This window comes from Pseudomonas syringae group sp. 26L6 (genome assembly GCF_032587815.1).
In the GTDB taxonomy this organism is placed as follows: domain Bacteria; phylum Pseudomonadota; class Gammaproteobacteria; order Pseudomonadales; family Pseudomonadaceae; genus Aquipseudomonas; species Aquipseudomonas amygdali.
Genome location: NZ_JAWHPJ010000026.1, coordinates 18,853 through 40,333 on the forward strand (window position 1 = coordinate 18,853; position 21,481 = coordinate 40,333).

The 21,481-nt window shown below is 58.1% G+C and carries 19 protein-coding genes; 14 read left to right on the plus strand and 5 right to left on the minus strand.

Annotated elements, in window-relative coordinates; genetic code table 11:
• Nucleotides 1-17 precede the first annotated feature (17 nt).
• The gene (locus RYA97_RS14310; RefSeq protein WP_117140710.1) at nucleotides 18-488 is read left to right on the plus strand and encodes a CreA family protein; all 471 of its coding nucleotides are present in this window, start codon (nucleotides 18-20) and stop codon (nucleotides 486-488) included.
• A 201-nt stretch (nucleotides 489-689) separates the two neighbouring features.
• Here the strand turns inward: RYA97_RS14310 and rpsT are convergent, their stop codons facing one another.
• Complete coding sequence (gene rpsT, locus RYA97_RS14315) at nucleotides 690-968, minus strand: 30S ribosomal protein S20 (RefSeq protein WP_003344603.1); 279 nt, start codon at nucleotides 966-968, stop codon at nucleotides 690-692.
• Between the two features lie 250 nt (nucleotides 969-1,218).
• Here rpsT and murJ point away from each other — a divergent pair, with 250 nt between their 5' ends.
• The 6 genes from murJ to ispH all read left to right on the plus strand — a co-directional run bounded on the left by murJ (nucleotide 1,219) and on the right by ispH (nucleotide 8,631).
• Nucleotides 1,219-2,757, plus strand: a complete 1,539-nt coding sequence (murJ, locus tag RYA97_RS14320; RefSeq protein ID WP_117140712.1) for a murein biosynthesis integral membrane protein MurJ — start codon at nucleotides 1,219-1,221, stop codon at nucleotides 2,755-2,757.
• A 122-nt stretch (nucleotides 2,758-2,879) separates the two neighbouring features.
• Nucleotides 2,880-3,806 carry a bifunctional riboflavin kinase/FAD synthetase gene (gene ribF / locus RYA97_RS14325; protein ID WP_004659638.1) on the plus strand — a complete coding sequence of 309 codons (927 nt, stop codon included), beginning with the start codon at nucleotides 2,880-2,882 and terminating at the stop codon, nucleotides 3,804-3,806.
• 20 nt (nucleotides 3,807-3,826) lie between these two features.
• Nucleotides 3,827-6,658, plus strand: a complete 2,832-nt coding sequence (gene ileS / locus RYA97_RS14330) for an isoleucine--tRNA ligase (RefSeq protein ID WP_002551979.1) — start codon at nucleotides 3,827-3,829, stop codon at nucleotides 6,656-6,658.
• On the plus strand, nucleotides 6,651-7,157 hold the full coding sequence (gene lspA / locus RYA97_RS14335; RefSeq protein WP_004667306.1) for a signal peptidase II: 507 nt from the start codon (nucleotides 6,651-6,653) through the stop codon (nucleotides 7,155-7,157). The genes ileS and lspA overlap by 8 nt, the downstream gene beginning before the upstream one ends.
• On the plus strand, nucleotides 7,150-7,626 hold the full coding sequence (locus tag RYA97_RS14340; RefSeq protein WP_002551981.1) for a peptidylprolyl isomerase: 477 nt from the start codon (nucleotides 7,150-7,152) through the stop codon (nucleotides 7,624-7,626). Before lspA ends, RYA97_RS14340 begins: the two co-directional genes overlap by 8 nt.
• Nucleotides 7,627-7,683: 57 nt before the next feature.
• Complete coding sequence (ispH, locus tag RYA97_RS14345; RefSeq protein ID WP_004659634.1) at nucleotides 7,684-8,631, plus strand: 4-hydroxy-3-methylbut-2-enyl diphosphate reductase; 948 nt, start codon at nucleotides 7,684-7,686, stop codon at nucleotides 8,629-8,631.
• A gap of 6 nt (nucleotides 8,632-8,637) precedes the next feature.
• Here ispH and RYA97_RS14350 read toward each other — a convergent pair whose 3' ends face one another.
• Nucleotides 8,638-9,138 (minus strand): GspH/FimT family pseudopilin, encoded by a 501-nt coding sequence (locus RYA97_RS14350; protein WP_004659633.1) that lies wholly within the window; start codon nucleotides 9,136-9,138, stop codon nucleotides 8,638-8,640.
• A gap of 131 nt (nucleotides 9,139-9,269) precedes the next feature.
• On the opposite strand from RYA97_RS14350, the gene RYA97_RS14355 reads away from it, so the two are divergent.
• The 7 genes from RYA97_RS14355 to thiO are packed head-to-tail and all read left to right on the plus strand — an operon-like array spanning nucleotide 9,270 to nucleotide 16,213.
• Nucleotides 9,270-9,746, plus strand: a complete 477-nt coding sequence (locus RYA97_RS14355; RefSeq protein WP_004659632.1) for a GspH/FimT family pseudopilin — start codon at nucleotides 9,270-9,272, stop codon at nucleotides 9,744-9,746.
• Nucleotides 9,736-10,251, plus strand: a complete 516-nt coding sequence (gene pilV, locus RYA97_RS14360; protein ID WP_016981462.1) for a type IV pilus modification protein PilV — start codon at nucleotides 9,736-9,738, stop codon at nucleotides 10,249-10,251. Before RYA97_RS14355 ends, pilV begins: the two co-directional genes overlap by 11 nt.
• Entirely contained in the window at nucleotides 10,248-10,955 is a 708-nt protein-coding gene (locus tag RYA97_RS14365) for a PilW family protein (protein ID WP_117140713.1), read from the plus strand. Before pilV ends, RYA97_RS14365 begins: the two co-directional genes overlap by 4 nt.
• Nucleotides 10,956-10,966: 11 nt before the next feature.
• On the plus strand, nucleotides 10,967-11,473 hold the full coding sequence (locus RYA97_RS14370; protein ID WP_004663457.1) for a PilX N-terminal domain-containing pilus assembly protein: 507 nt from the start codon (nucleotides 10,967-10,969) through the stop codon (nucleotides 11,471-11,473).
• Nucleotides 11,460-14,660 (plus strand): pilus assembly protein, encoded by a 3,201-nt coding sequence (locus RYA97_RS14375; protein ID WP_010202108.1) that lies wholly within the window; start codon nucleotides 11,460-11,462, stop codon nucleotides 14,658-14,660. Before RYA97_RS14370 ends, RYA97_RS14375 begins: the two co-directional genes overlap by 14 nt.
• An 11-nt stretch (nucleotides 14,661-14,671) precedes the next feature.
• Nucleotides 14,672-15,073 carry a type IV pilin protein gene (locus tag RYA97_RS14380; protein ID WP_039847603.1) on the plus strand — a complete coding sequence of 134 codons (402 nt, stop codon included), beginning with the start codon at nucleotides 14,672-14,674 and terminating at the stop codon, nucleotides 15,071-15,073.
• 27 nt (nucleotides 15,074-15,100) lie between these two features.
• Complete coding sequence (gene thiO, locus RYA97_RS14385; RefSeq protein WP_117140714.1) at nucleotides 15,101-16,213, plus strand: glycine oxidase ThiO; 1,113 nt, start codon at nucleotides 15,101-15,103, stop codon at nucleotides 16,211-16,213.
• Nucleotides 16,214-16,215: 2 nt separating this feature from the next.
• Here the strand turns inward: thiO and RYA97_RS14390 are convergent, their stop codons facing one another.
• From RYA97_RS14390 to RYA97_RS14400, 3 genes are all read right to left on the minus strand, one after another.
• On the minus strand, nucleotides 16,216-19,305 hold the full coding sequence (locus tag RYA97_RS14390; protein ID WP_316892545.1) for an efflux RND transporter permease subunit: 3,090 nt from the start codon (nucleotides 19,303-19,305) through the stop codon (nucleotides 16,216-16,218).
• On the minus strand, nucleotides 19,302-20,411 hold the full coding sequence (locus RYA97_RS14395) for an efflux RND transporter periplasmic adaptor subunit (RefSeq protein ID WP_005777802.1): 1,110 nt from the start codon (nucleotides 20,409-20,411) through the stop codon (nucleotides 19,302-19,304). Before RYA97_RS14395 ends, RYA97_RS14390 begins: the two co-directional genes overlap by 4 nt.
• An 81-nt stretch (nucleotides 20,412-20,492) precedes the next feature.
• Nucleotides 20,493-21,110 (minus strand): TetR/AcrR family transcriptional regulator, encoded by a 618-nt coding sequence (locus RYA97_RS14400; RefSeq protein ID WP_002551994.1) that lies wholly within the window; start codon nucleotides 21,108-21,110, stop codon nucleotides 20,493-20,495.
• Nucleotides 21,111-21,481: the final 371 nt, after the last annotated feature.

Genomic DNA, 21,481 nt, shown 5'->3' on the forward strand with positions numbered 1-21,481 from the left:
CAAAAAAGGACTATTTGATGCGCTTCATGAAAAGTTTGTTGGCGGCCGCGTTGCTGATGCCGGTGTTGGTCTCGGCTGAAGAGATCGGTCAGGTGTCTACGGTGTTCAAGATGGTCGGGCCGAACGATCGCATCGTGGTCGAGGCGTTTGACGATCCCAAGGTCGACGGTGTGACGTGCTATCTGTCGCGCGCCAAGACCGGTGGCGTGAGGGGTGGTCTGGGGTTGGCCGAAGACCGTGCCGAGGCGTCCATTGCCTGTCGTCAGGTCGGGCCTATCCGCTTCAAGGAAACCCTCAAGGATGGCGATGAGGTCTTCAAGGAGCGTACGTCGCTGGTCTTCAAGACCATGCAGGTGGTGCGCTTCTTCGATAAGAAGCGCAATGCGCTGGTGTACCTGGTCTATAGCGACCGGGTCATTGAAGGCAGCCCGCAGAATGCCGTGACCGCAATCCCGATCCTGCCATGGACAACCGCGCCCGCGCCTTGATGTGGCTCAGGGTTGGACGCAGAGCGTCCAGAAAGGCATGCCGACGCGGAGCGTCGCACGATAGTTGAATTATCGTTCCTCACGCTCCAGCGTGGGAATGCCTGTCGTGACGCTCTGCGTAACAAGTTCCGTTGCACCGGCTACTTTCCAGCAGGCAATAAAAAACCGACCCTGAGGTCGGTTTTTTAACAAGCGGGTCGCTTAGGCTGCAGCAGCAAGGCTCAGAGCCTTGATGTGACCGTTCAGACGACCTTTATGGCGAGCAGCCTTGTTCTTGTGGATGATGCCTTTATCGGCCATACGGTCGATAACAGGAACAGCCAGAACATAAGCGGCTTGCGCTTTTTCTGCGTCTTTTGCGTCGATGGCTTTAACTACATTCTTGATGTAGGTACGAACCATGGAACGCAGGCTGGCGTTGTGGCTGCGACGCTTCTCAGCCTGTTTTGCACGTTTTTTGGCGGAAGGTGTGTTGGCCACCGTCGAGCTCCTCGAAAGACTTTGTGAAATAGCAAACAAAATAGGCCGCGAATCATGCCGATGAGTTGAAGTCTTGTCAAGGGCAGTTAAGGTGTTCCGCTGAGTGGTTGCTACATTTGACCGGAGGATTTATTTCCGGCCTGTGACCTGTAAACTCGCGGCCTTTGCTTCGGGCGTTTTTGCGGCGCGAAGTATCGCATAAATGGCGGGCTTAATCGCCCATCCTTTGCCAAGGCGCACAACTCTTTCAATGAATCTACTCAAGTCACTCGCCGCCGTAAGCTCTATAACCATGGTTTCCCGGGTTCTGGGCTTTGTTCGCGACACCATCATCGCGCGCACTTTCGGAGCCGGAATGGCCACCGATGCGTTCTTCATCGCCTTCAAACTGCCCAACCTGCTGCGCCGGATTTTCGCAGAGGGCGCTTTTTCCCAGGCGTTCGTGCCTATCCTGGCGGAATACAAGAGCCAGCAAGGGGAGGAGGCGACCCGCACCTTTGTCGCTTACGTCACCGGGTTGCTGACCCTGGCGCTGGCGCTGGTGACGCTGCTCGGAGTGATCTTTGCACCCTGGGTGATATGGGCCACCGCGCCCGGCTTTGTCGACACCCCGGAGAAGTTTGCGCTGACCTCGGACCTGCTGCGGGTGACCTTTCCTTATATATTGCTGATCTCCCTGTCATCGATGGCCGGGGCGATCCTCAATACCTGGAACCGTTTCTCGGTACCTGCGTTCGTGCCGACGCTGCTCAATGTCAGCATGATCTTCTTCGCGCTGTTTCTGACCCCGTACTTCGATCCCCCGGTCATGGCGCTGGGTTGGGCGGTGCTGGTCGGCGGCCTGCTACAGCTGCTCTACCAACTGCCACACCTGAAAAAGATCGGCATGCTGGTGCTGCCGCGCCTGAATCTGCGTGATATCGGCGTCTGGCGCGTAATGAAACAGATGCTGCCCGCCATCCTTGGCGTTTCTGTCAGTCAGATTTCTCTGATCATCAATACGATATTTGCCTCGTTCCTTGTCGCCGGTTCGGTGTCATGGATGTACTACGCCGACCGTCTGATGGAATTACCCTCCGGCGTACTGGGTGTTGCGCTGGGTACGATCCTGCTGCCGATCCTGTCGAAAACCTACGCGCAGCGCGATCGTCAGGAATATTCGCGGATTCTCGACTGGGGGCTGCGACTGTGTTTCGTGCTGGTCCTGCCTTGCACATTGGCGCTGGGGTTGCTCGCCGAGCCGTTGACCGTTTCGTTGTTCCAGTATGGTAGATTCGATGCGCTTGATTCAGCCATGACCCAGCGTGCTCTGGTTGCCTATTCAGTCGGGTTGCTGGGGATCATCCTGATCAAGGTGCTGGCTCCCGGCTTTTATGCCCAACAAAATATCCGCACCCCGGTGAAAATCGCGATCTTCACCCTCATAGTGACTCAGTTGCTCAACCTGGCCTTCATCGTGCCCTTGCAACATGCCGGTCTGGCGCTGGCCATTAGTGTGGGGGCGTGTATCAACGCCGGGTTGCTGTTCTGGCAGTTGCGCAAACAGGATCTGTTTCAGCCGCAACCTGGCTGGACGGTGTTTCTGTTGAAGCTGGTGGTGGCTGTTGCGGTGATGTCGGCTGTGCTGCTCGGGCTCATGCACGTCATGCCGGCGTGGGACGAAGGTCATATGCTGGAGCGCTTTCTGCGTCTGGGTGCGCTGGTTGCGGCGGGTGTCGTGACTTACTTCGCCATGCTTCTGTTGCTGGGCTTTCGCCTAAGGGATTTCGCCCGCAAGGCCATTATGTAGGCCCGGTTTGATCGTTGTTTTCTGGGGCCACGCCAAGAACCTTCATCCGGTCTTGGTGTGTTGCCTGTCGCCCACGGCCGTGTGTGGTTATAATCGGCCACTTTATGAGCAAGAAGTGCGTTATGCAGCTGGTTAGAGGCCTTCACAACCTGCGCCCCGAACATCGGGGCTGCGTCGCCACGATTGGCAATTTCGACGGCGTTCACCGCGGCCACCAGGCTATCCTGGCGCGTCTGCGCGAGCGTGCCGTCGAATTGGGTGTGCCCAGCTGTGTGGTGATTTTCGAGCCGCAGCCGCGTGAGTTCTTCGCTCCCGAGACCGCTCCGGCACGTCTGGCCCGACTGCGTGACAAACTCGAGCTGCTGAGTGCCGAAGGCGTTGACCGGGTACTTTGCCTGTCCTTCAATCAGCGACTGTGCAAGCTGAGTGCCGCGAGTTTCGTCGAAACCGTGCTGATCGACGGCCTCGGCGTTCAACACCTCGAAGTAGGCGACGATTTTCGCTTCGGTTTTGACCGGGTCGGCGATTTTGACTTCCTGCAACAGGCCGGCACGACGTATGGATTTACTGTAGAAGCGGCGCAGACCGTTGAAATAGATGGCATCCGGGTCAGCAGTACCAAGGTACGCAAGGCCTTGGCTGCGTCGGATTTTGCCTTGGCCGAACGCATGCTTGGTCGTCCGTTCCAGATCACTGGACGGGTATTGCATGGTCAGAAGCTGGCGCGTCAATTGGGTACGCCCACCGCCAATGTACAACTCAAGCGTCGTCGTGTGCCGTTGAGCGGGGTTTACCTGGTCAGCACGGAAATCGATGGCAAAACCTGGCCGGGGGTGGCCAACATCGGTGTGCGCCCGACGGTAGCGGGTGATGGCAGTGCCCACCTTGAAGTGCACCTTCTGGATTTTGCCGGCGATCTTTACGACCGGCGTTTGACGGTGGCTTTCCACCACAAGCTGCGTGATGAGCAGCGTTTCGCCTCACTGGAGGCGCTCAAGACGGCGATCAATGCGGACGTCGCCGCCGCCCGTGCCCATTGGCATGGCTAACCGCTAAACAAGAGCCTGAAATGACTGACTATAAAGCCACGCTAAACCTTCCGGACACCGCCTTCCCTATGAAGGCCGGCCTGCCCCAGCGCGAGCCGCAAACTCTGCAGCGCTGGGACAGCATTGGCCTGTACCAGAAGCTGCGCGAGATTGGCAAGGATCGTCCCAAGTTCGTCCTGCACGACGGTCCTCCGTACGCCAACGGCAATATTCACATCGGTCATGCGGTCAACAAGATTCTCAAGGACATGATCCTGCGTTCCAAGACCCTGGCGGGCTTCGATGCCCCGTACGTGCCGGGTTGGGACTGTCACGGTCTGCCGATCGAGCACAAGGTTGAAGTGACCCACGGCAAGAACCTCTCCGCAGACCGTACGCGTGAGCTGTGCCGCGCCTATGCGTCCGAGCAGATCGAAGGCCAGAAGTCAGAATTCATCCGCCTGGGTGTGCTGGGCGACTGGAGCAATCCATACCTGACCATGAACTTCGCCAACGAAGCCGGGGAAATCCGCGCGCTGGCCGAGATGGTCAAGGGCGGGTTCGTCTTCAAGGGCCTCAAGCCGGTCAACTGGTGTTTCGATTGCGGCTCGGCACTGGCTGAGGCCGAAGTCGAGTATCAGGACAAGAAGTCCTCGACCATCGACGTCGCGTTCCCGATCGCCGATGAGGCAAAACTTGCGGCGGCGTTCGGCTTGCCCGCGCTGGGCAAGCCTGCCTCCATCGTGATCTGGACCACCACACCGTGGACGATCCCTGCCAACCAGGCGCTGAACGTTCATCCCGAGTTCGAATACGCGCTGGTCGATGTCGGCGACAAACTGCTGGTACTGGCCGCCGAACTGGTCGAAAGCTGTCTGGCCCGTTACAAGCTGGAAGGCACGGTCATCGCGACCACCACCGGTCAGGCGCTGGAGCTGATCAACTTCCGCCACCCGTTCTACGACCGCCTGTCGCCAGTCTATCTGGCTGACTATGTCGAGCTGGGTGCCGGCACCGGTATCGTTCACTCCTCGCCTGCCTATGGCGTAGACGACTTCAATATCTGCAAGCAGTACGGCCTGAGCAACGACGACATCATCAGCCCGGTGCAGAGCAACGGCGTGTATGTCGAATCGCTGGAGTTCTTCGGTGGCCAGTTCATCTTCAAGGCCAACCAGAACATCATCGACAAGCTGGTCGAAGTCGGCAGCCTGATGGACACCGAAACCATCAGCCACAGCTACATGCACTGCTGGCGCCACAAATCGCCATTGATCTACCGCGCCACCGCGCAGTGGTTCGTGGGCATGGACAAACAGCCTGAGAGCGGCGAGACCCTGCGCAAGCGTGCGGTCAAGGCCATCGAAGACACTGAGTTCGTTCCGGCATGGGGCCAGGCGCGTCTGCATTCAATGATCGCCAACCGTCCTGACTGGTGCATCTCGCGTCAGCGCAACTGGGGCGTGCCGATTCCGTTCTTCCTGCACAAGGAAAGCGGCGACCTGCACCCACGCACCGTCGAGCTGATGGAAGAAGTGGCGCAGCGCGTCGAGAAAGAGGGCATCGAAGCCTGGTTCAAGCTGGACGCCAGCGAACTGCTGGGTGACGAGGCTGCCAAGTACGACAAGATCTCCGACACCCTGGACGTCTGGTTCGACTCGGGCACCACGCACTGGCACGTATTGCGCGGTTCGCATCCGATGGGCCATGAAAGCGGTCCACGTGCTGATCTGTACCTGGAAGGTTCCGACCAGCACCGTGGCTGGTTCCACTCGTCGCTGCTGACCGGTTGCATGCTGGACGATCACGCACCGTATCGCGAACTGCTGACCCACGGCTTTGTGGTCGACGAGAACGGCCGCAAGATGTCCAAGTCGCTGAACAACGTGGTAGCACCTCAGAAGGTCAACGACTCGCTGGGTGCGGACATCATGCGCCTGTGGGTATCGGCGACTGACTATTCGGGCGAAATGGCCGTTTCCGACCAGATCCTGCAGCGTAGCGCCGATGCTTACCGTCGTATCCGCAACACTGCGCGCTTCCTGCTCTCCAACCTGTCGGGCTTCAACCCGGCAACCGATATCCTGCCGGCCGAAGAAATGCTCGCGCTGGACCGTTGGGCCGTTGACCGCACGCTGCTGCTGCAACGCGAACTGCAAGAGCATTACGGCGAATACCGCTTCTGGAACGTGTACTCGAAGATCCACAACTTCTGCGTGCAGGAGCTGGGTGGGTTCTATCTGGACATCATCAAGGATCGTCAGTACACCACGGCTGCCGACAGCACCGCGCGTCGTTCCTGCCAGACCGCACTGTTCCACATCTCCGAAGCGCTGGTGCGCTGGATCGCGCCGATCCTGGCGTTCACCGCCGACGAGCTGTGGCAGTTCCTGCCAGGCGAGCGCAACGAATCGGTGATGCTCAACACCTGGTATGAAGGCCTGACTGAAATGCCTGCCGACTTCGAAATGGACCGCGCCTACTGGGAACGGATCATGGCGGTGAAGACGTCGGTCAACAAGGAAATGGAAAACCTGCGCGCGGCCAAGGCCATTGGCGGCAACCTGCAGGCCGAAGTGACCCTGTACGCTGAAGATTCGCTGGTCGCCGATCTGTCGAAGCTGAGCAACGAACTACGCTTCGTGCTGATCACTTCGACTGCCAGCGTTGCTCCATTGGTGTCTGCTCCGGCTGATGCGGTGGTTACCGAGGTCGCGGGCCTGAAACTCAAAGTGCTCAAGTCCAGCCACGCCAAGTGTGCCCGTTGCTGGCACCATCGCGAGGATGTGGGGGTAAACCCTGAGCATCCGGAAATCTGCGGCCGTTGCGTAGACAACATCAGCGGTGCAGGCGAGGTCCGTCACTATGCCTGACACCTCGTTTGGCCGTCTGGCCTGGCTGTGGTTGAGCGTGCTGGTTCTGGTCATTGACCAGGCCAGCAAGTACTACTTCGAGAACGCCTTGAGCCTGTACCAGCAGATCATTGTGATTCCGGACTTCTTCAGTTGGACCCTGGCCTATAACACCGGTGCTGCCTTCAGTTTTCTGGCAGACGGTGCCGGCTGGCAGCGCTGGTTGTTTGCCCTGATCGCCATTGTGGTCAGTGCCGTGCTGGTCGTCTGGCTCAAGCGTCTGGGGCGCGACGATACATGGTTGGCTGTTGCACTGGCGTTGGTACTTGGCGGCGCACTGGGCAACCTATACGACCGTATTGTGCTGGGCCATGTGATCGACTTCATTCTGGTCCATTGGCAGAACCGCTGGTACTTCCCGGCGTTCAATGTCGCTGACAGCGCGATCACTGTCGGCGCAATCATGCTGGCGCTGGATATGTTCAAGAGCAAGAAAACCGGAGAAACCGTCAATGACTGAGCAGTCTTCGACTCAAGGCTCGTCTGGTGAGCTGCGCATCGGTCAGAATACGCAGGTCACCTTGCACTTCGCCCTGCGTCTGGAAAACGGCGATACCGTCGACAGCACCTTCGAAAAGGCCCCGGCCACGTTCAAGGTTGGTGACGGCAACCTGTTGCCCGGTTTCGAAATGGCGATTTTCGGCTTCAAGGCGGGCGATCGTAAGACCGTGGAAATTCCGCCGGAAAACGCCTTTGGTCAGCCCAACCCACAAAACGTGCAGATCATGCCACGCTCGCAGTTTGTGGGAATGGAACTGTCCGAAGGGTTGCTGGTGATCTTCAACGACGCCGCCAATACCGAATTGCCCGGCGTGGTGAAGGCTTTCGATGATGATCAGGTCACCATCGACTTCAATCACCCGCTGGCAGGCAAGACACTGAGCTTTGAAGTGGAAATCTTCGAAGTGAAGGCGATTCTGGCTTCCTGACCTTCGCCATCAAGCCCGGCCCAGGCCGGGCTGCCCGTACCAACCATGAGGCACAGCATGCAAATCAAACTCGCCAACCCCCGCGGCTTTTGTGCCGGAGTGGACCGCGCGATCGAAATCGTCAATCGCGCTCTGGAAGTGTTTGGTCCGCCGATTTATGTGCGCCATGAAGTCGTTCACAACAAATTTGTCGTCGAAGACCTGCGCTCTCGTGGTGCGATCTTCGTCGAAGAGCTGGACCAGGTGCCGGATGATGTCATTGTCATCTTCAGCGCCCACGGTGTTTCCCAGGCGGTGCGTACCGAAGCAGCTGGCCGTGGCCTGAAAGTATTCGATGCCACCTGTCCGCTGGTGACCAAGGTGCATATCGAGGTCGCCCGTTACAGCCGTGACGGCCGCGAGTGCATCCTGATCGGCCACGCCGGTCACCCGGAAGTCGAAGGCACCATGGGCCAGTACGACGCCAGCAATGGCGGCGCGATCTATCTGGTCGAAGACGAAGAGGACGTCGCCAGCCTGCAGGTGCGCAACCCCGATTCCCTGGCGTTCGTGACCCAGACCACCTTGTCGATGGACGACACCAGCCGGGTAATCGACGCGTTGCGCAAGCGCTTCCCGGCCATTGGCGGGCCGCGCAAGGACGACATCTGCTACGCCACGCAAAACCGTCAGGACGCGGTCAAGCAACTGGCCGACGAGTGTGACGTGGTGTTGGTAGTGGGCAGCCCGAACAGCTCCAATTCCAACCGCCTGCGCGAGCTGGCCGAGCGCATGGCGACTCCGGCGTACCTCATCGACGGTGCCGAGGACATGCAACAAGGCTGGTTCGAAGGCGTCGAGCGTATTGGCATTACCGCGGGTGCGTCGGCCCCGGAAGTTTTGGTGCGTGGTGTGATCCAGCAATTGCAAGCCTGGGGCGCCACCGGTGCGGATGAACTCGCCGGTCGCGAGGAGAACATCACGTTCTCCATGCCCAAGGAATTGCGCGTCAAGTCGCTGCTCTGAAGCTGCCTACCCGCACAAAGCAACATCACGCTTCGTGTCCTCTATCCTGACCCGTCCAGTCGGCGCAACTATCACGCGATAGCTGCTGACCGGCTGGTCGTTTAGGCACACATGCAACGTGCCGTTGGTTCTGTTGCGCAAGTTGCCCAGGCCGTTGAAACTCAGTCGCTCCGTCACTTTCTGGTTGCCGACCACGCGGGTCATTCCGCCATTGGCGCGCTCTACAAGCAGCGTATCGTTTTCGTCGGGGCCTTTGCCGTCCAGGTCGAGTATGATCCGCCAGCCGTTGCTCCAGTCACCTTCAATGGCATGAATCGTCACAATCTGATTGCGCGTTATAGCGGCGACTCTTGCTGAACGGATACCGCTGGCCAGCTCCTGAGCGGCGGCGAGCCCGCGACTGGATTCGATCAGTTGCTTGAAAGAAGGTGTTGCGACGTTGGCCAGAATGCCGATCAGTGCAACGACGATCAATAATTCGATCAGTGTGAACCCTGCATGCCTCATATGCTTTCCTCCCTGGAAACCGCGGTTTCAGAACCTTGCGGGCGTTCGTCGTCACAAAACAACCGTACGTCCCGCTATGGATTTTCCTGCGGCATTGCTGCCTTATAGTCGTAACGTCTAGGAGACACTCAATGCGTCATATAGCCAAGGGATTCAGCCTCATCGAATTGTTAGTCACTGTGTCCCTGGTGGGCATCCTTGCGGCTATCGCTATCCCGAGTTTCACCAGTTCCATTCAGAGCAACAAGGCCGACACCGAGCTCAGCGATTTGCAGCGGGCGCTCAACTATGCGCGACTTGAGGCGATAAACCGGGGAGTGACGGTGCGTATTGCACCGACCAGCGGGACGGCGTGGACTGGCGAATTGCAGGTTTATCTGGTTTCCGATGCCAACAAGAAGGCGCTTCGTACAGTGGCTGCAATGAGCAGCGGCGGTACGTTGGTGGCGGATCCCAATGTGGCGGCATTCGATTTCAACAATCTGGGCGGGCTAATCGCGCCGTCTTCGCTGGTAACCATGACCTACACCCGAGGCAGTACTACCAAAACCATGAGTATCTGCCTGACAGGCCGGATCGTCCTCAGTGGAAGCTGCAATGCCCAATGAAACCCGACATCGCCAGAGCGGCATGACCCTGATCGAGGTGCTGGTTTCGGTACTGATCCTGGCGATTGGCCTGCTGGGGGCCGCCGCTATCCAGCTCAATGCCCTCAAATACACCGACAGTTCGGCCATGACCAGCCAGGCCAGCTTCATTGCCTACGACATGATGGATCGTATCCGGGCGAATGTTGATGGTAATTCGTCTGCCAATGGGTCGACCAATGTCCTGGCGAACTATGCCCTGGCGAGTCTGGCTACGGAGCAAGTCGCCAACCCGAACGATGCCAGGGTGCAGGATTTGTATGATTTCAAAACCAATATCGTTAACTTTGCGGGCGCAAGCGGCACGGGCAGTATTGATGTCAGCAAGGCTCCGGAGGTGACTATCATCATTGGTTGGAGCGATGCACGCGCTGCGGGTTCGAGCAATCATGCAACAGGGAATACGACCGTCAGCCCGACCACTCAGATCTTCAAACTGGTCTCCCGGATCGGGGTCAACCCATGAGAAAGCCGTCCAAAGGCTTCGGTCTGGTCGAAATCATGGTGGCGCTGGTGCTGGGGCTGGTTGTCAGCCTGGGTATCGTGCAGATATTCACCGCCGCCAGAGGCACTTATCGAAGCCAGAATGCAGCTGCCCGGATGCAGGAAGATGCCCGGTTCATACTGAGCAAACTGACTCAGGAAATCCGGATGACGGGTATGTATGGTTGCCTGAGTTTCAGCAATTACACGCCTGTAGCTCCCGCAGTCCCTTGGCCTGCTGCGCTGGATAATCCGATTCTCTGGGATAACCCGACCAAGACGCTCACCCTGGTGACGACCGATGTAGGTACCGCAGGCGGTACGCCGACCTGGACTATCGTTTCAAACTGCCAGACTACTACACAGCTCTACGCCAACAGTCGGGCACCTGCTGCGGGGGAAACGGCTTTTCCGCTGCGGCAGCTGGTTTACAAGCTTACCGGTACAAATTTGACCATCCAGTACGGTACGGGCGGCGATGTACAACCGCTATTGCAGAATGTCGCGGATTTTACAGTTTCCTTTGGAATGGCAGGCAACCCGATGTTCTATACCACGGCAGTCACCAAGGCCAATGCTGCTAACGTTCGTAGCGTTCGTATCAGTCTGACGCTGCAGGATGGGCAGAATGGCATCGTCAAGAGTCAGCAGTACAACGTTGTTGCTTACCTGCGTAATCGCTTGTGAACGGGCCGGGTATGAACAAGACCATGCATTTCACCTCAACACAGACTTATGCTTTCCCTGCCAGACAGCGCGGCATGGTGCTGCTGGTCAGTCTCGTGTTCCTGTTGCTGCTGACATTGCTGGGCATTTCCTCCATGCAGAACGCCACATTGCAGGAGAAGATGGCGGGCAGTGTGACGGTTCGTAATGTTTCGTTTCAGGCAGCCGAGGCACAGCTTCGTCTCGGTGAGTCCAGGATCATGGAGTCCAGTTTTGCAATGGCAGTCTGTAACTCATTTGCTGCCTGCGCCCCGCCTGTTGATTCGACAACGGTACAGAATCCGGGGCTGGGCACTTCCGGGGTGACCTGGATCGGAACTAGCGCTGCGATGTTTGGCATTCAGAATCTGGGTACAACGCCTACGCCCATAAAACGTCCTGCAAATTGTACGGGCTCGGTAACGATGTATCGGGTAACAGCCATCGCCATTCAAGGCACCTCGCGAACGGTGCTGGAGAGTATCTATGCCAATTGCTAAGGCGCTTCGTGGTGGCTTGAAATACCTCTATGGCGCGCTGCTTGCGCTGTATCTGGCAAGCCCGGTTTATGCCTTCACGCCAGCGCAAGTGCCCCTGTTGAGCTCTCCGGCGGTGCCACCAAACCTTATGTTGCTGGTCGATAACTCGGGCAGTATGTACAACATCATCTGGGATTCAGGGTTTGACGCATCGGTCAATCGTCCGGATATTGGTTACTACTCGACTCAGTGCCTGAGTGGCTTGATTACCGTAGCGTGCCCGTTCATGAGCACCATTTCGGACGACCAAACCCTGTCGGTGGGGGATATCAACGCCAACAGCATATTTACTCTTTCACTCATGTGTCCATTTGGCGGTCGTGCAGTATTTCGCAATGGCATTCAGTACTGCCTTAATTTGCCGGATCCAGCCGGTAGCGGGCTGACCCGTTATACCGCTGATTACCTGTCTTATCTCATTGATCTGGTCAGCCCCAACTTTTTTGGTGTTCGAAACTACACCAATGGCGTAATTCCCAATGACTATCGAATGAACGTCGCGAAAACCGTGGCGACCAATCTGGTGACCAACAATACATCGCTCAGGATTGGCCTCGCGTCTTTCAACCAACCCACAAACAGTGATCCTGGTCCCGGAGGCAAGATTGCCAGGGTGGTCGCGGACCTCTCTCCGGTAGCGGTCAGCACTTATCAAACCACTGGCGTCTCTCAACAGCAGGCTACGCAGAATATTACTGACCTCAAAACGGCCATTACCAACCTGACCCCGTCAGCCAATACCCCACTGGCTGAAACCTATTACGAGATCACCCGCTACTTCCGGGGGATGACGCCGTTCTATCAAAGCGGATCGACCTATGTGAGTCCGATCCAGTACCGCTGCCAGAAAAACTATGGCGTCGTGATTACCGATGGCTTGCCCACCTATGATCGTACGTTCCCCACCAACGACCCTGACGATGTCCTGGACACCACTCGCTCGCTACCCAACTGGGATTTGAACGCAGCCAATGACGGTGCCAACCTGTCTGGCGATGGTGAGGGAGATACGCTGTATCTGGACGATCTTGCCAAGTTCGCCTATGACATCGATCTGCGCCGGGATGCTGTGACTGCCGGGGGCGACCTGACCGGCAAAAGCTGGGACACCGCAGGCTTTGTGAAACAGAATATGAGCACCTATACCATTGGGTTCACTGCATCGAATCAGATGTTGAACGATGCGACCGATGATAATCATGGCCATGGCAAATACTTCCAGGCCAATGACAGCGCGGGGCTGACATCTGCCTTGAATCTGGCATTGAGCGATATCTATGCCAAGGTCGGCTCTGGCGCAGGCGGGGCGGCAAACTCATCAACGCTCCAGTCGGGGACTCAGTTCTACCAGACGCTTTACGACCCAACCGATTGGCATGGCACTATCAAAGCCTACAACCTGGATCAGACCAATGGAGCGTTGAGTGCACCGGTCTGGACTACCGACACCGCCATCGTCAGTGGGGCAACGGCACCGGTCTTCGAATCCTGGAACGTTGCCACTCCGGGGAGGATCGCTCTGGATTACAACGCCTTCAGCACTGCTCAACAGACGGCACTGAACGCTACTTTGCCAACCAATGCCACCGGAGCAGAGCTTATCGCCTGGGCCAAGGGGACCACCAACGCGAAGTTCAGGACACGTACCCGGCTGCTGGGCGATATAGTCAACTCTTCGCTTGGTACTGCATTCCCTTCACAAAAGACCGCCGCCGACCTGACAGGTGACACCACTTACACCACCTATCTGGCCACCAAGGCAAACAGCATGACTCCCAGCATTCTGGCCAATGCCAATGACGGCTTTTTCAACGTTATCAATACCAGTGATGGTTCAAGACGATACGCCTACATGCCATCCACCGCCCTGACTTCACTGGCTACCATCGCATCGACCACTTATGGATCCGGCGTGCACAAGTTCACCGTGGATGGGCAGATTGCAGTGTTTGATACGCAATTGTCAGCCGGTTCAGCGTGGCGCACCGTCGCTTATGGTGGGACCGGGGCTGGTGGCAAGGCGTTCTTCGCAATCAAGCTATTTGAGGGGACGAGTAACACCGTCAGCGCGTTATGGGAGGTCAGGGCACCTGACACGTCCGACACCAACAACAAATTCAACAATCTTGGATACGCTTATTCCAAACCGGATGTCGCGCGGATGGCGGATGGCACCGGGATTATGGTGGTCGGGAACGGTTATGGCAGTTTCACCGGCAGAGCGTCGCTGTATGTACTGAATGCCAATACCGGGGCGTTCATTGCCGAGATCCAGACGCCGGTGCTTAACAACGAAACCGATAACGGGCTTTCTTCGGTCAAATTGCGTGTCAACGCTCAGAACGTGGTTCAGGCTGCCTACGCGGGCGACCTGAAAGGGCGGCTGTGGAAGTTCGACATGAGTGGTGCAACCGCCGCCAGCTGGAAAGTGGCTTTTGGCGGCGCGCCTTTGTTCACGGCACCGCGTGGTGCCAACCAACCGATAACGGTTCAACCCTTCGTGCTCGATCATCCGCTCAACGGCAAGATCGTTTATTTCGGGACAGGCAAGTTTCTGGAAGTTGCAGACAAGCAAACCACTGCCCTTCAGGACTTTTACGCGATATGGGATGCCGACTCCGGAACGGGTAGCACTGTCGAGGCGAACCTGCAGGCGCAGGCGGTCAATGGCAGCGTCATCAGTAACGGAACTACCTATTTCACATCGACAACCAATGATGTGGATTGGTCAGTCAAGAAAGGCTGGTACATGCCGCTCTCCGCCGTAGCACCCTATCTGGGGGAGCGAATCATTTATCCCGCGCAGACCAGTAGGGGCCGGATTATTTTCTCGACTGCATCCGTAAACTCCGCCGACCCTTGTGAGAGCACCGGCACCGGTCGTTTATTCGAGCTCAATGCCGCGACTGGCAGCATGCTTAACTATCAGGTGCTCGATACCAGCGGCGATAGCGCTATCAACAGTTCAGACTTGCTTGTCGCGGGACTGGGGTACACCGGCATCCCGGTCGTCTCAGCTATCGTCTCGGGTGCCGGGAACGGCAATGATGTGAAGATCGTTAATAACTCCACGGGCAATCCGGCTGAGCCTCTGCAGGAAAAGGGCGGGAGTGGCAGCCAACGCATCATGTGGCGACAAATCCAATAGGGAAACGAATCATGCGAGCGATATCCAGGGGCTTTACGTTGATCGAACTCATGATCGTCGTGGCGATTGTCGGTATTCTGGCGGCCATCGCGTATCCCAGCTACACCGAGTACGTGAAGCGTACCCAGCGGTCGGCGATTGCCAGCCTGCTGTCCGAGCAGACCCAGGCGCTGGAGCGCTTCTATTCGCAAAAGGGAACTTATGCTGATTACAAGGGTGTGGTTGCCAGCAATGCGTACTACACGATTAATCCGGCCCTCAACGCCACCGACTTCACCCTGACGGCTACACCCATAGCCGGCACGCTGATGGCCGGTGACAAGTGCGGCAGTTTTGTGATCACCAACACCGGTGCGCGCAGCAACACTGGCGCTACCTCGGGCGTGACCACCAAAGACTGCTGGGGCCGCTAAAACCGTTTTTCTTGTCCCGAGACCAAGATGTCCAAGCAAAAAACAGTCATTGTCGGCGGTGGCGTCATAGGTCTGCTGACCGCCTTCAATCTCGCCTCTGAGCAGGTCAGCGTCGTTTTGCTTGATCGTTCGGGCGTTGGTCAGGAGTCTTCCTGGGCGGGCGGCGGGATTGTTTCGCCGCTTTACCCGTGGCGCTACAGCCCGGCAGTCACCGCGCTGGCGCACTGGTCGCAGGACTTCTACCCGCATCTCGCCGAGCGGTTGCTCGCACAGACCGGCATCGATCCCGAGGTTCACAAGACAGGCCTGTACTGGCTCGACCTTGACGACGAACAGGCCGCGCTTGAATGGGCGGTGCGCGAGAAACGCTCATTGACCAGTGTCGATATCTCGGCGGTGAATGATGCCGTACCGGTTCTGGGGGAGGGCTATTCGCGGGCCATCTACATGGCCGATGTGGCCAACGTGCGCAACCCCCGGCTGGTCAAGTCGCTCAAGGCTGCCTTGCTGGCGATGCCCAATGTCGAGATTCGCGAGCAGTGCGAAGTCAGCGGTTTTGTGCGCGAGGGTAGCAGGGTTTCGGGCGTGAGCACGCCTTCGGGCGATGTAACCGGGGATCGGGTGATTCTGGCAGCGGGGGCGTGGAGTGGTGAACTGCTCAAGACCCTTGGTCTGGACCTGCCGGTCGAGCCGGTAAAAGGCCAGATGATTCTCTACAAGTGTGCGTCGGACTTTCTGTCGAGCATGGTGCTGGCCAAAGGGCGCTACGCGATCCCGCGCCGTGACGGCCACATACTCATAGGCAGCACCCTGGAACATGAAGGGTTCGACAAGACCACCACGCATGCCGCGCTGGAAAGCCTCAAAGCGTCGGCCATCGAATTGCTTCCGGAACTGGCCAACGCTGAGCCTGTCGCCCAATGGGCAGGCCTGCGTCCCGGTTCGCCCGAGGGCATTCCGTTCATCGGGCCCTTGGCCGGGTTTGATGGCCTGTGGCTCAACTGCGGTCATTACCGCAACGGTCTGGTGCTGGCCCCGGCTTCCTGCCAGTTGATCACTGACCTGCTGCTGAACCGCGAGCCCATTATTGATCCTGCGCCTTATACACCTTCAGGGCGTCTGCATTTACCGACTGACTGAATTCAGGCGGGCTGTGTCTCCAGTCGTCGCCCGCTGCCATCCGGCCTGATCCTGAACCAGATCGAGTACATGGCCGGCAGAAACACCAGGGTCAGCACCGTACCCGCAAAGGTGCCGCCGATCAGCGTGTAGGCCAGCGTGCCCCAGAATACCGAATGGGTGAGCGGGATAAAGGCCAGAATGGCGGCCAGCGCCGTCAGTATCACGGGGCGCGCACGTTGTACGGTAGCCTCGACCACCGCTTGAAACGGGTCGAGCCCCGCCTGCTCGTTGTGGTGTATCTGGCCAATCAGAATCAGCGTATTGCGCATCAGAATGCCGGACAGTGCGATCAGCCCGACCAGTGCATTGATGCCGAATGGCTGCTGAAAGAGGATCAGCGTAGGCACTACACCGATCAGCCCCAGCGGACTGGTCAGGAAGACCATGACCATGGCGGATATCGAACGCACCTGAAGAATCAGAATGATCAGCGTGACCGCAAGCATGATCGGAAACAATGGCAACATCGCTGTCATGGCCTTGCCGGACTCCTCGATTGAACCTGCCTGCTCGATCCGGTAACCGCTGGGCAGCTTGTCGATAATCGGCTGTAACTGTCGGGTTATGGCTGTCGACACATCCGGTGGTTGCAGGCCGTCGGCTATGTCGCCTCGCACAGTGATGGTCGGCGTGCGGTCGCGCCGTCGCATCACCGGTTCCTCCATACGCACATCAACGGTACCAATCTGCGACAGCGGAACACGTTGCCCGTCGACGCCGGTGAGGGTGAAGTCCATTATCCTTGCCGGATCAAGTCGGGTGTCGCCAGCGGAGCGTGCAACCACCTGCACGGTGCGAATATCCTCGCGCACTGCCGTAACGGGCAGACCTGTCAGGAGAAACTGCAGTTGCTGAGCCACCTGACTGGAACTCAGCCCCATGGCCTGCATACGGTCCTGTTGCAAAGTGAAATGCAGCGCCGGAGTACGTGTGCCCCAGTCGGTATTGACGGTGCGCATCATCGGGCTGGCGTTCAGAACCTGTTGCACCTGCGCCGCAATGCTGCGCAGTGTTTCCGGGTCGCGTCCGGCAATACGGTAAGCGACGGGGTAGGGCGAATAGGGGCCGAAGACCAGTTGCGTGACTCTTACCTGTGCCTCGGCGGCCAGCCCCTCGGAAATAACCTGACGCAATCGGTGCTTCAGCGTTTCACGCTGTTCCTGGCTGTCGGTACGTACCACGATCTTGGCAAATGACGGGTCAGGCAATTCCGGCCCCATCGCCATGTAGAAGCGTGGCGCACCCTGACCAATGTAGGCGGTGACGATCCCGGCTTCCGCCTGTTCAGCCAGCCAGCTTTCCACTTTTGCAGCGGCTGCACTGGTTTGAGAAATCGAGGTGCCATAAGGCATCTGCAGTTCGATCAATACTTCAGGACGATCGGACACTGGAAAGAACTGTTTCTTGACCAGTCCCATGCCCAGCACGGCCAGCACAAAGAGCCCGATGACCGAGCCTGCTACCAGCCATTTGCCTGCAATGACGCGCGCCAGAATCCGACGGAAGCGGTTGTAGCGCGGCGTGTTGTAAAGCGCCTGATGTCCGCCTTCGATCTGCTTCACATCAGGCAACAATTTGACGCCCAGATACGGGGTGAAAAACACGGCGACCACCCACGAGGCAATCAGCGCGATACCGACGATCCAGAACATGTTGCTGGTGTATTCGCCTGCCGTGGAGCGCGCGAAGCCGTTGGGCATGAAGCCGACGGCGGTGACCAGCGTGCCGGATAACATCGGCGCGGCGGTGTGGCTCCACGCGTACGCGGAGGCAGCGACGCGGTCGTATCCTTCTTCCATCTTCACCACCATCATTTCGATGGCGATGATCGCATCATCTACCAGCAGCCCGAGTGCCAGGATCAGCGAGCCCAGCGTGATCCGGTCGAAATTCTTGCCGCTCATGGCCATGATCACGAAGACCACCGCCAGGGTCAGCGGGACGGCGGCAGCAACCACCACACCCACACGCCAGCCCATGCTGATAAAACAGACCAGCATGACAACCAGCAGTGCGACGAAGAACTTGATCATGAACTCATCGACCGCCGAACTGATATTGACGGCCTGATCCGTGACCTTGCTCAGGCTCATGCCCAGTGGCAGTTCGGCGTTGATCGCGCCCACTTCCTGGTCCAGTGCCTTTCCCAGGTCCAGCCCGTTCCAGCCATCGCGCATGACAATCCCTAGCAGCAGCGCAGGCTCGCCGCCGTTGCGAATCATGAACGTCGCCGGATCTTCGTAACCGCGTTTTACTGTGGCAATGTCCGCCAGCTTCAATGTCCGGCCCTGTGCCACAACAGGCGTATCGCGAATTTTCTGCAGCTCATCGAAAGCGCCATCGAGCCTGATAAATACCTGCGGTCCTCGGGTTTCGACCGAACCCGCGGCGGTCAGCGCGTTCTGGTCGTTCAGCGCGGCAAATACCGTCTGAGGGCTGATACCCAGCGTTGCCAGTCGCTCGTGAGAGAACTCGACGTAGACTCGCTCGGGCTGCTCACCCACGATATTGACCTTCTTCACTCCCGGCACATGCAGCAAGCGCTGGCGCAGCGATTCGGCGTCACGCGCCAGTACGCGTTGCGGCTCGCCTTTGGCCTTCAGCGCGAACAGCGCGAAGGTGACGTCCGAATACTCGTCGTTGACCATCGGCCCGATAACCCCGGACGGAAGGGTCATGGCCTCGTCACCGATTTTCTTGCGCGCCTGGTAAAACTCATCCGGCACTTGCGACGGCGGCGTGCTGTCGAGCAGAGTCAGGGTTGTGAATGCCATGCCCGGTCTGGTGTAGGTTTCAGCGCGGTCGTACCAGCGCAGCTCCTGAAGGCGTTTTTCGATCTTCTCCGCCACTTGATCCTGCATCTCCTGGGCGGTTGCTCCCGGCCAGACGGACACCACGGTCATTACCTTGACTGTAAATGCCGGGTCTTCGGCCCGGCCCAGTTTGAAAAAGGCAATGATCCCGGCAAGCGAAATCAGGCAAACAAGGAACAGGGTAATCGAGCGCTCGCGGACGGCCAGCGCTGACAGATTGAAACGGTCATTACTCATGGGCGCGCGCTCTGTGCCAAAGCCGCTTGAGCGGTCACTCTTACTGGCTGACCTTCGTGCAGAAGGTGCGCGCCAAGTGCGACTATTCGTGTGCCTGGCTTGAGCTGCGTACTGATGCTGGCTTGCTCGTCATCAAGCTGCTGAACCACGACTGGCGTCCAGTAAACCTGGGCTGGCTCCCCTTGAATGACCCAGATGCCCGGTCCCTTGCCTGTGTCATACAGTGCGCCGATTGGCACCCGCAACGTGCTTTGCCCGGCGCTATCTGCACTGGGGATTTTCACGGTGATGGTGGTGCCCAGTGGGGCATTTGCCATCTCGCCTTCCAGTATCCAGCGAGCTTCAAAGGTGCGGGTCTGGCGGTCCGCAACGTCCGACAGCTGTCGCAACCGTGTTGTGGCGTTAAGGTCCTGATTGCCGAACAGCGTGGCCTGGGCGGTAGAACCGATACGGGGGCGCAGGTTTTCCGGAAGTTGAATAACCGCTTCACGCGGTCCGGCGTGTGCCACGCGTACCACGGCTTGCCCTGCACTGACGACTTGGCCGGGCTCAACGAGGGTTTCCATGACAATGCCGTCGGCATCCGCCACAAGGTCTGCGTAGCGAGTTGCATTGAGAGCAACTTCTGCCTGCGCTTCGGCTGCACTGAGTCGAGCCTTGGCCGAATCCGCCGTCGACTTGATCTGGTCGTAGCTTGACGCTGAAATGGCGCCACTGCTGCGCAGGCTTCGGTAACGTATCTCTTCGTCTGCGGCCTGCTTTGCCTGGGCTCTGGCCGCATTCACTGCTTCGCGTTGGGCGTTGGCAGCGAGCTTCAGGTCGGCTGGGTCGATACGCATCAACGGTTGACCGCGCTTGACGGCCTGCCCGGTATCGACAAACCGCTCCAGCACCTTGCCGGACACCCGAAAACCAAGATCGCTTTGCACCCGCGCCGCTACGGTTCCGGTGAAGGAACGGGGCTCCAGGCCGGCCTCCTGGAGGCTCGCAACGCGCACCAATGGCGCTTCTGTGCGCGGGTCCGCTGGCGTTTTTTCGTTGCAGCCGGTCAGGACAGCCGGCAGAACACTGGCGAGAGCAAGCAAAACGAATCGGTGCCGGAGCATGGGAATCTCAATGTGCAGTGATCAGTGTCTGCACTTTGATTCCAGTGACCAATTTAGTCAATAGTCACAAGTGTTGTTTTGTTAAGGCGACAGACTGCGCAGCACCAGGCTGGATAACTGACTCGGCCCTTCGTCGGTGTGCTCGAAGCTGTATTGCAGCAGCAGCGGGTTGATGTAGGGGCGCATGACCAAATAGATCGCCATGACCGTTTCATCAAGAGGCGTCTTGCGCTCAAAGTCGCCGGTCTGTCGGCCTTCCTGCAGAATGTCCCGGAGAGTTGCCTTGAGGTGTTCCTCGTAAACCAGCGTCGCCTGCCAGCGTTCGGTAGCTGCCGATGTGGCGATTTCGTACAGCTTGCGGTCCTGCGAAAACAGGCGAATGCTGGCCTCAACGACTGATTTGAACATGCGTCGCAGCTTTTCCGGTGGTTGGTCCGTTTGGCTGATTGCGGCGCTGACTTCGGCCTCGATTTCACTCAGGCAGTGGGCGCAGATCATCTCGCCGATGGCCTGTTTGGACTCGAAGAATTTGTAGATGTACGCCTTGGAAAAACCGATAGCCCTGGCGAGATCGGACACGGTGGTCTTGCCGTAACCGTACTGGCTGAAATGTTCGGTGGCCGCAATCACGATCTGATCACGAATCTCATGGTCCACCGGACCACGACCTGCTGCGGGATTGCTGATGTTTTTGCTCATGGGGCGGAGCTTACTGACATTGGAGTAAGTGGACAATAAGTGACATTGTTGGGGATTGGTCACGAACATTACGGTCTCAACGCACCCGACATCCAACCGGGACCGGACGCAGAGCGTCCAGAAATGGTATGTCGACGCGGAGCGTCGCACGATAGTGGAGATTATCGTTGCCCAGACACTTATCGTTCCTCACGCTCCGGCGTGGGAATGCCTGGGGTGACGCTCCGCGTCACAAATCTGCGCTGCGCCGCCTATTCAGGATAGGACGCAGAGCGTCCAGAAACGCATGCCGACGCGGAGCGTCGCACGATAGTGGAGATTATCGTTGCCCAGACACTTATCGTTCCTCACGCTCCGGCGTGGGAATGCCT